This is a genomic window from Aquiflexum sp. (assembly GCF_041751335.1).
In the GTDB taxonomy this organism is placed as follows: domain Bacteria; phylum Bacteroidota; class Bacteroidia; order Cytophagales; family Cyclobacteriaceae; genus Aquiflexum.
Window position 1 is genome coordinate 1 of the sequence record NZ_JBGSXS010000212.1, and the last position, 9,597, is coordinate 9,597.

8 protein-coding genes and 1 pseudogene are annotated in these 9,597 nt (G+C 40.1%); 3 read left to right on the forward strand and 6 right to left on the reverse strand.

Going from position 1 to position 9,597, the window contains the following annotated elements; genetic code table 11:
- The 5 genes from ACEW8U_RS11400 to ACEW8U_RS11420 all read right to left on the reverse strand — a co-directional run.
- Positions 1 to 554 (reverse strand): ABC transporter permease (locus ACEW8U_RS11400; protein WP_373522168.1); only part of this gene is annotated, 554 nt, incomplete at its 3' end.
- 225 nt (positions 555 to 779) lie between these two features.
- The gene (locus ACEW8U_RS11405; RefSeq protein ID WP_373522169.1) at positions 780 to 1,259 is read right to left on the reverse strand and encodes an ABC transporter permease; all 480 of its coding nucleotides are present in this window, start codon (positions 1,257 to 1,259) and stop codon (positions 780 to 782) included.
- A 42-nt stretch (positions 1,260 to 1,301) separates the two neighbouring features.
- Complete coding sequence (locus ACEW8U_RS11410) at positions 1,302 to 3,248, reverse strand: ABC transporter permease (RefSeq protein ID WP_373522170.1); 1,947 nt, start codon at positions 3,246 to 3,248, stop codon at positions 1,302 to 1,304.
- 212 nt (positions 3,249 to 3,460) lie between these two features.
- Positions 3,461 to 3,733, reverse strand: coding sequence for a hypothetical protein (locus ACEW8U_RS11415; protein WP_373522171.1), 273 nt, complete (start codon positions 3,731 to 3,733; stop codon positions 3,461 to 3,463).
- 638 nt (positions 3,734 to 4,371) lie between these two features.
- Positions 4,372 to 6,789, reverse strand: a complete 2,418-nt coding sequence (locus ACEW8U_RS11420; protein ID WP_373522172.1) for an ABC transporter permease — start codon at positions 6,787 to 6,789, stop codon at positions 4,372 to 4,374.
- A gap of 287 nt (positions 6,790 to 7,076) precedes the next feature.
- Here ACEW8U_RS11420 and ACEW8U_RS11425 point away from each other — a divergent pair, with 287 nt between their 5' ends.
- A complete protein-coding gene (locus tag ACEW8U_RS11425) occupies positions 7,077 to 7,325 on the forward strand; it encodes a DUF6364 family protein (protein WP_373522173.1) in 249 nt (82 codons plus the stop codon).
- Between the two features lie 3 nt (positions 7,326 to 7,328).
- Complete coding sequence (locus ACEW8U_RS11430) at positions 7,329 to 7,751, forward strand: type II toxin-antitoxin system VapC family toxin (protein WP_373522174.1); 423 nt, start codon at positions 7,329 to 7,331, stop codon at positions 7,749 to 7,751.
- A 75-nt stretch (positions 7,752 to 7,826) separates the two neighbouring features.
- Here the strand turns inward: ACEW8U_RS11430 and ACEW8U_RS11435 are convergent, their stop codons facing one another.
- Entirely contained in the window at positions 7,827 to 8,972 is a 1,146-nt protein-coding gene (locus ACEW8U_RS11435; RefSeq protein ID WP_373522175.1) for a cystathionine gamma-synthase, read from the reverse strand.
- A 293-nt stretch (positions 8,973 to 9,265) separates the two neighbouring features.
- On the opposite strand from ACEW8U_RS11435, the pseudogene ACEW8U_RS11440 reads away from it, so the two are divergent.
- Positions 9,266 to 9,597, forward strand: a pseudogene (locus ACEW8U_RS11440) (hypothetical protein); the annotation flags it as partial.

A 9,597-nucleotide genomic window follows, 5' to 3' on the forward strand; every position in this document is an offset into this window, starting at 1 on the left:
GAAGTTACGGTAAATTCAAGGTTTTCCCCTATCCTGATCAACTTTCCGATAGGATCCTCATCCCCAAAATACCTTTTGGCAAATTCCTCAGTCACTGCCATTTCACTTCCAAGTGCCAACAGGTTTTCTGTTTTTCCCTTGAGTATCTCAAAATCAAAAACCTTGAAAAAAGAACTGTCCGCCGCCAAGATCATTTCTTCATCGAACCTAACTTCCTCCTCTCTTTGGTTGATGTAAGTCAGTTCCACATTGGTGTTCCTCGAAGCAATGGTAGCGGCTTCAATCTCATCAAAAGAATCCAAAGCAACCCCTGCGAATGAATGGGGAATAATCGCATAATAGGTCGAGTGGTTGGGGTAAATCCTCTCCAAAGACATCCTGTAAATCCTGTCCTGATCCTGGAAAAACTTATCATAAGAAAATTCATTCTGGATAAAAAGCACAATCAGCACGCAACTCGCCACCCCAACTGCCAGTCCCAAAATATTGATAAACGTATAGACCTTCTGCTTCAAAAGGCTACGCATTGCGATTTTGACGTTGTTCTTGATCATGGTATTTCTATTAGTGGTTGTTGATTATTTGAATATTGTTGAAATATTTTTGTAATAGATATTTATGGATATTTGATATTGATGGATATTAATTTCCAACATAGCCGTGATTGTTGGAAATTATATCGCCGAAGGCATTATATCTATAAATTTCGCGAAGCATATATCTTTTAATATCGCCGAAGGCACTATATCAATTTATATCGCGAAGCATATATCATTAAATTATTCTGATTTAAGGGAATTGACGGGATTATCAGATGCTGCTTTATAGGATTGGATGGCAACTGTTAGCCATGCTATCAATATGGCAATTGTTGCTGTAAGGAAGAAAAACCCTACCTGCATTTGGACCTTATTGGCAAACTGCTCCAGCCATGAAACCATTATATAATATCCTATTGGCAATGCCAGTAAATTCGCAATGATAACAGGCTTTAGAAAATCCTTGGTCAATTGGTGCACTATTGACAAAGAGCTTGCACCCATTACTTTTCGTATTCCTATTTCCTTTTTCCTGCCTTCTGCCATAAATATCGACAAACCCAGCAAACCTAGACTTGAAATCACCAATGTCAACAAAGCGAACAATCCCAACAGGTTGCTCAACCTGGCCTCCCTATCGTATTGTTTGATCAGGCTGTCTTCCAATACTATATATTCAAAAGGAATCGTTGAGTTGATCTCTTTCCATTTGGAAGACAAAGCAGCAGCAGCTAGTGGGATATCTTTTGTATTGATTTTGACCTAAAGGTGGGAACTGTTATCAGAAATTCCGTTTTGGACCGGTGCATAGACTGTCGGCTGGATCGCAAACCTCAGATCAGAAGTCTGATAATCCTTGACAACTCCTACAACATTCCCATGAAAATCCATAAAACGTTGTCCGTTTTCTTCAGTAAAAACCTGGATAGGCTTGCCAAGACTTCCCTCCGGCGACAAACCCATCATCTTGGCAAGGGATTCATTGATGATAAACCCACTATTTCGGACAGCTGGAAAAATCTCCCGCATTTTAAATGCATCCCCTTTGTCATTGAATTCTTCAGAAAATTCTCTTCCTGCAACAATAGGAACGCCAATGGTTTCAAAATAATTAAAGTCAATATATTGTTGGTTGATCCAGATTTGGTCATTTGGGTTTTGTCCTTCATAGGAAAATTGTGGACCCCATCCAGCATCCACTCCCGGTCGGGCGCTTGATCCGAGGACATTTTCCACGAATGAAAACTGCTTGAATGCATTGGTGAGACTTTCCCTATTTGACCTCGAAATCTCTCCCATGGAGATAGAAAGGATGTTTTTCCTGTCAAAACCCAAGTCAGCTTTCTGCATGTAGGATTGTTGGAAATAGGCCACAGTTGCACAAAAAACCAATATTCCTGACATGACAAATTGTAGAACGACCAAGCTTTGTCTCAAAGCACTCTTGTTGGAATGAAAGGTAGTTCCTTTCAAAATCAAATTTGGTTTAAGACCTGAAAGGTAAATGGCCGGAAAAATCCCAGACAAAAAGGTAGAAACTGCCAAGGTACTGACCAGAAATATCCAAACCTGTTGATCGCTAAAAAGATTGAAAGGGATTTCTTGTTGCAGCAATCCTGAAAAAATCGGTAGCAAAATTTCAACAAGCAACAAGGCGAAAATCATTGCGAAGACATTGATCAAAAATGATTCGGTAAAAAATTGCAGGACCAATTGGGATTTTTTGGCACCTGTCACTTTCCTGATACCGATTTCCTTCATCCTCTTGATAGCCCGGGCTGTAGAAAGGTTGATAAAGTTGATGCAAGCCAAAATCAAAATGAATATCCCGATGCTTAAGAATATATACACAGTTGATTTTGGTGTGCTTGGACTCATTTCACTTTGGTAAGAATTGTCCAAATGGATATCTGTCACCGGTTGTAAAAATGGTACATACTTTTTGGCTTCTTCCTCAGATCTTGATTTTTTGGAAGCTTCCATGGTGCGGCTGTTGACATAATGGACATCCGAAGGATCTTTCAACTTTATATAAGTATAACAAAAGGGCCACCAAAAACTTCCGAATTCAGCAGTCAGGGGAAAGCTTTCTGTTGCTTTAAAAGAGTTGAGAGAGGTGATAAAATCAAAATCCAAATGGGTATTTGAAGTAAGTTCTTTCAATACACCTTTGACCACAAAAGCAAAATCGCCTGTGGATATCAAACTCCTCCCTATCGGATCAGCCTCCCCAAAGTATTTTTTGGCCATGGATTCAGTCAGCAAAATCTGAAATGGATCATCCAAAACTCCAATTGTCGAACCACTGAATAATGGAAAGTCAAAAACCTCAAAGAATCCTTCATCCGCAAAAGTGAATTTTTCTTCCCTAAAACTTTCTCCCTGATTGGGCCCATCTGCAGGTCTCAGGTAAGTACTGATACGATGTATCCTGACCGCACGCTCGACCTGATCAAATTCCTTAAGCATCATAGGGGCAACTGCGCCTCCCGTCCAAGCCCAGTTTTCATTTCCATCCACCCTTTGTGCAACCCTGAAAATCCTATCAGAATCATTATGGAAATGATCATAGCTCAATTCCTGCCTAACAAATGCCAATAAAATCAGGCAGCAGGCCAACCCCATTGCCAAACCAAATATGTTGATGGATGAAAAAGATTTTTGTCTTTTGATATTTCTCCAAGCGGTCAGAAAGTAGTTTTTTATCATGGTTGGTTATTGATTGTATGGTCAATTTTTATAGGCTGAAATATGATGGAAATAGATTGAAATAAATGTAAATATTATTAAGTAGATATTAATGGATATTTGATATTAATGGATATTAATTTCCAAAATAGCCGTGATTGTGGGAAATTATATCGCCGAAGGCATTATATCAAATTATATCGCAATGCATATATCAATATTACTACTATATCCTATTTCACCCTCGAGTTACTTTTCTCCACAAACGTAATCGGCACAAACTTCTCCGTCGGTGCTCCAATATAGTAAAGTGCCCAATTGGGGTCATGATGGGAGAGCATTTCTGAAAGGCAATCAGCTCGGTGTCCTTGGGGATTTTGACAATCGTCCCAATAAAACAACTCTACCTTGTAATGAAGCGCTTGTTTTTGGTTGTTGATCGTCACCTCAATTCGGATGTCCTGCTTTCCAGGAGTAGTTGGGATGGGTATAGCGATGTGAGTCATGGGAATGGAGGTTTAATGGAGAGTGGTTGATTGGTTTTGGTTAGTGTGGTTGATATTGTTTCGCCACTTTGAACAGGTATAGTTATTCTATTATTTGACTTTATTTTTAAACTTAATCCTCCGATTCTCAGGACAGGATTTGGTTCTTATTTCATTACTCTAGTCTAAAGCTTATCCCAATTCAATCCACCTTAATTAATTCTAATTCGTCCGTGCCTACGGCACTTTGAGCACATATACTCAATTCATTTACCCGGCAATAAATTACCGGGCTAGTACATCGGTCATGCCTACGGCATTTTTCCCACAATTCATGATTCCTCGATTCTCGTAACCCCGCTCCTCGCAATTTGCAATTGTAAGAACAGATTAAAGGAATTTGTAATTCCAGTTTACAGTCTAACCGAGATTAGGAATACAAATCCTATTTTTCTGTCGTTAGCCATTCCAAATTGCGAACAGCAGCCTTCTTTGCCTCCTCTCGCCTCTTGGTTCTCACTTCTCGTTTCTCGGCTCTCGTTTCTCGTTTCTCGGCTCCCCGATACTCGGGGCAGGCTTTGATTCTTGGCTCTTGATTCTTGGTTCTCGCATCTCGCTTCTCGCTTCTACCCTTCATCCTTCCTCCCTCATCCTTCTCATCACTCGCTCTTCAGACTCCTCACCGGATTCAGCATCGCTGCTCTGACGGCCTGAGAACTGATGGTCGCCATCGCCACGATCACAGCAACTATTCCTGCCAATAAATAAACCCACCATCCGATTTCTACCTTATATGCAAAACCCTCCAACCATTTATTCATAGCATACCAAGTGACCGGCGTTGCAAGCACAATTGCCACCAATACAAGTTTGATGAAATCTTTGGACAGCAAAGTGACTATACTTGAAACCTCTGCACCAAGTACTTTTCTGATTCCAATTTCCTTGGTCCTAATTTCTGCTGTATAAGTAGCCAAACCGAACAATCCCAAACTGGCAATAAGGATAGCCAATACCGAAAATGTGGTAAAAATCTTCCTGAATTTGAAATCAGCTAGGTATTGTTTGTTAAAATCCTCATCCAAGAAACTATACAAAAACGGCCTATGAGGTGCAATGCTCTTCCAAACCTCCTCCACTTCTGCAATGGTTTTTTGCAAATTGTCAGACTTCACTTTGAGAGAAAGGAAACGACTGGCATAGGCTTCAAATGGCAAAGTCAAAGGCTCAATAGTTCGGTGGAGAGAAATAAAATTGAAATCCTTAACCACTCCGATTACCTCTCCCGCTCTTCCCCATTGGTCAAATTTCTTTCCTACAATGTCAGCAGGATTTGCAAAGCCATATTGACGGGCAGCAGCTTCGTTAACAACTAAGGCCGAGGTGGAATCAGATGGGAAATCCCTTGAATAGGATCTTCCGGCTACCAACTCCATATCAAAATGGGTAATAAAATCCAATCCAACCTGAAAAATTGCCTGTCCTTCCGTTTTCATTTCACCATCAGCATTCTGGATTGTCGTACCTGCGTTAGGGAAATAACCTCCAGGAACGCTTCTCGAGAAAGCAGTGGATAGAATGGCAGGATTTGATTCCAGTTCGCTTTTAAGGGCACTTGATCTGTTGTTGACAATTTCATCATAATTGTAATCAAGCACCAGCATTTGTTCTTTATCAAAGCCCATGTCTTTGTCAAGCAGGTGGTTCATTTGGTTATACACAATGATGGTTCCTGCAATGAGGATAATGGACAAGCTGAACTGAAAAACCACAAGTCCCTTTCTTAAGCTGACCCCACTGCTATTGGTTACAGAAATCCCTTTTAGGATCTGAACCGGTCTGAAACCTGACAATACAAAGGCGGGATATGATCCAGCTAAAATCCCGACTACAAATAAAATCCCGACCAATGTAGGGACAGTTTGCCAACTGATAAACCGGGTAAACTCCAGTTCTTTTCCGGTAATGCTGTTCATTAGCGGCAATGAGGAAGACACAAAAATGATTGAAGCTAGCATTGCAAGAAATACGATGATGATGGATTCCCCGAGAAACTGGAATACAAGATGCTTTCTTCCAGCTCCTACAGATTTCCGGATTCCAACTTCCTTTGCACGCTCCATAGACCTGGCGGTGGACAGGTTCATAAAGTTGATCATGGCTATCACAAGGATGAAAATGCCAATCACTGAAAAGACATAAATGTTGGAAAGACTTCCAGTTTCTCCAGGTTGCCTGTCCGCCTCGGTTCGGAGATAAAAATCCTTCATCTGCTCGACACGGATTGTGTATAATGGATCATCTTGCCTTGAAGCCAGAAAATCAGGGATTTTTTGTTCAAACGCAGTTTGGTCAAAATTCTCGTTGACCAAGAAATAAGTATAGAAATCTGCATAACCCCACCAATCAAATACTTCAGGCCTATATTGCCTAAATGTACTTAAGGATAACAGCATGTTGAATTTGAAATGGGAATTGGCAGGAACATCTTCAATAACCGCTGTTACGGTATAATCCCCGGCGTTTGACCTTCCTGGGGAGTCACTTCCTTTCATAGTTTTGCCGATCGGATCTTCGTTTCCAAAATACCTTTTGGCAGTACTTTCTGTCATCACCATGCTGTATGGTGCGGTCAAGGCATTTTTGGGATCGCCTTTGACCACCTTCCAACTAAAAACATCAAAAGCTGTCGAATCCATAAAAAATACGCCCTCTTCCTGATAGGAATTTTCCCCATCGGTCAGCAGGATATCAGAGCTGCCGGAAAACTGGACCACTTTGTCTACTTCAGGAAAATAACTTTTGAGAGCAGGTCCCACGGGTGCGTTGTTCCAAACCCAAAAAGGATTTGCACCCGCATTTTCAGGTTGGTCTTCGGATGGAAGACTCCCATGTGTCAAACGGTATATTCTATCTCCTTTTTCATGGTAAGTATCATAAGAAAGCTCATCCTGCACAAACATAAAAATCATGAAACAACAGGCCATCCCTAATCCCAATCCAAAAATATTGATAAAGGAGTATGCTTTCTTTTTCAAAAGGTTTCTCCAGGCAATTTTAAGGTAGTTTTTTAGCATGATTTGTTTTTTGTTTTCTTGGTTGATGTAGTTTTAATTGTTCCGCCACTTACAAAAAAGCAACAATAATCTGAAAACAATCCTTAACCCATTATCCATACCCGTGCCATTCATAAATAGGCAAATCAAGCAAATTGAGGAAGATTATGATTTGAATTGATCAAAATTGCGAACAATTTTGGCCGTCAACGGACGATTTTTTTTGATTATTGATTTTTGTTTAAAACTTTTTTACTTAAATCTAAACAATACGTATATTTATGAACATTAAACTTAATTTCATACGTATGGAAAAATTAACCCTTAGTATCAAAGACCCAGAATTGATTGCTTGGGCCAAAAACTATGCTAAATCAAATAATACAAGTGTGAGTGGCTTATTTGAGTCTCATATCAGGGCATTAATGGAATTTGACAAAAAAGAAATAATATTAAGCCCAGAACTTCAAAACCTCAGAGATCCTGGTCAAAGACCAACTGAGAAGGAAATTGAAAAGCATTTAATTCAAAGACGAAAAAAGTCCGTAAAGGCTTGAAAAATGAAAAGACTATTTTTGGATACAAATACCTTATTGTCTTTCCATTTCAGGGATGCTGAAAAAAATCAACAGAATGCTATTGATTTTATTTTTTCTGAAATTCAAAAGGGGCATTGGAAGGGAAATATCAGTATCATTACTTTCTATCAATTGCTTTACTTTATTGACCGGAAAATAAAAAACCCAAAAACTGCTGCCCTTAGGGCTTATGCCTATTTAGGTTTACTTCAATTAACTCCATTTTTCCCTGAAAATCTTATTGAAATGGATTATTCCAAATGGCCTGATTATGAAGATGGTCTTCAATATAGCTGCGCAAAAAGTGGGAATTGTGATATCATAATTACTTCTAATTACGCTGATTTTTTCGCTTCAGATATTCCTGTCATGGATCCTTTGAATTTCGTTACATACAATATTTGATTACTGGTACTAGAGCATAAAAGGTCTAATGGAATACCATCAGACCTTTTCTATAAAGGAAGTTATACTAAATAATCAAACCTTTGCCAAAGCTTGGTCAAGATCCTCTTTCAGATCCTCAATATCCTCAATTCCCACACTTAATCTGATCAGGGAATCCACCAATCCGACTTTTTCCCGCTCCTCCTTAGGAATACTGGCATGGGTCATGCTTGCCGGATGGCCGCTCAAAGACTCCACCCCGCCCAAGGATTCGGCAAGGGTAAAATAATGCAGGTTCTCCAACACGGTATGGGCATCTTCTATTTTATTGCCTTTAATTGTAAAAGAAATCATCCCGCCAAAATCCCTCATCTGCTTTTTGGCTATGTCATGGTTGGGATGGTCTTCAAACCCTGGCCAATAGACTTTATCCACTTTTGGATGACCTTTCAAGAATCGGGCAATAGCAGCACCGTTTTCACAATGTCTTTCCATTCTCAGATGCAATGTCTTGATCCCTCTCAACACCAAAAAACAATCCTGTGGTCCTGGAGTGGCACCACATGCATTTTGGATAAAAGCCAGTTTTTCCTGCAATTGATCATCATTCACCACCAAAGCACCCATCACCACATCTGAGTGTCCACCAAGGTATTTGGTCACGGAATGCATCACGATATCAGCACCCAAATCCAAAGGATTCTGCAAAAATGGAGTAGCAAAGGTATTGTCCACCCCAAACAGGAGGTTATGTTTCTTGGCAACCTTTCCGATTTCCTCAATATCAATGATGTTCATCATCGGATTGGTTGGTGTCTCTGCCCAAATCAGCTTGGTATGGGGAGTGATATAATTCTCTATTGTCCTTGGATCTTCCATGGAAATGAAATGGAACTTAATGCCATAACGCGCAAAAACCTTGGTGAAAATCCTATAAGAACCACCATAAAGGTCATTGGTACTGATGACTTCATCTCCCGGGTTCAACAATTTGATGATGGCATCAATCGCTCCCAATCCAGAAGAAAAGCAAAGTCCATGTTTGCCGTTTTCCAAGGCAGCCAAATTATTCTGCAAGGCCGTCCGGGTGGGATTATGGGTTCTGGAATATTCATAACCTTTATGGTCTCCAGGAGAACGCTGCACATAGGTGGAAGTCTGAAAAATAGGAGTCATGATCGCCCCTGTACTCGGATCCGGTTCTACACCGGCATGTATTGCTTTGGTACCAAATTTCATGTTTTTCTGTAATTTTTTTTTCTAAATATTAATTGTCTGAAATGATGTCAGTCAACTGATTTCTCTTTTTATTGGGACGGAATACCGAAGACGTAAGACGGAAGTTGGCGTGAACCGGTAATTTCAACATCTCTTTGGTCTTACTTTTAAGCCTATAAAAAAGGGGATAATCATGATTGAATAAAACATAACCAGGCCAGAAGGTTCCTTTCTATTGGGATTTGATCGAAATCAAATGAACTATTGGTCTGAAGAAAAAGATTTTCTTTCCTTTGCGGTTAGGTGGCCCAAAGATGGAAAAAAAGCAAGGGATATTCAAGGAATTCAGATTGGCTGGAAAACAAAACCCTGTGGTGGCCTTGGCACTTCTTTGGGTAAGTTTCATGCCTTCCATAGGTTCAGTGGTTTTTGTCCCATTGGCAGTCAAGAATTCCAACTTCCTATCTCAGATGGATTTCACAGATTTCATTACTGTCACCATCGCACTTTTGGTCAGCATAATTCTTATGGGATTGGCATTGATGCCTACGACTTTGATCGCTGGATTGTCCGGGTTCATATTTGGTTGGCAGGCGTTTCCATGGTTGGTTTTGGGCTATACCTTGGCAACACTTTTGGGATATGG

Excerpts from the sequence above, each read along its gene's own strand:
- ACEW8U_RS11430 (WP_373522174.1), top strand. The coding sequence starts at position 7,329 with ATGAAAAGACTATTTTTGGATACAAATACCTTATTGTCTTTCCATTTC.
- ACEW8U_RS11410 (WP_373522170.1), bottom strand. The coding sequence starts at position 3,248 with ATGATAAAAAACTACTTTCTGACCGCTTGGAGAAATATCAAAAGACAA.
- ACEW8U_RS11435 (WP_373522175.1), bottom strand. The coding sequence starts at position 8,972 with ATGAAATTTGGTACCAAAGCAATACATGCCGGTGTAGAACCGGATCCG.
- ACEW8U_RS11420 (WP_373522172.1), bottom strand. The coding sequence starts at position 6,789 with ATGCTAAAAAACTACCTTAAAATTGCCTGGAGAAACCTTTTGAAAAAG.
- ACEW8U_RS11415 (WP_373522171.1), bottom strand. The coding sequence starts at position 3,733 with ATGACTCACATCGCTATACCCATCCCAACTACTCCTGGAAAGCAGGAC.
- ACEW8U_RS11425 (WP_373522173.1), top strand. The coding sequence starts at position 7,077 with ATGGAAAAATTAACCCTTAGTATCAAAGACCCAGAATTGATTGCTTGG.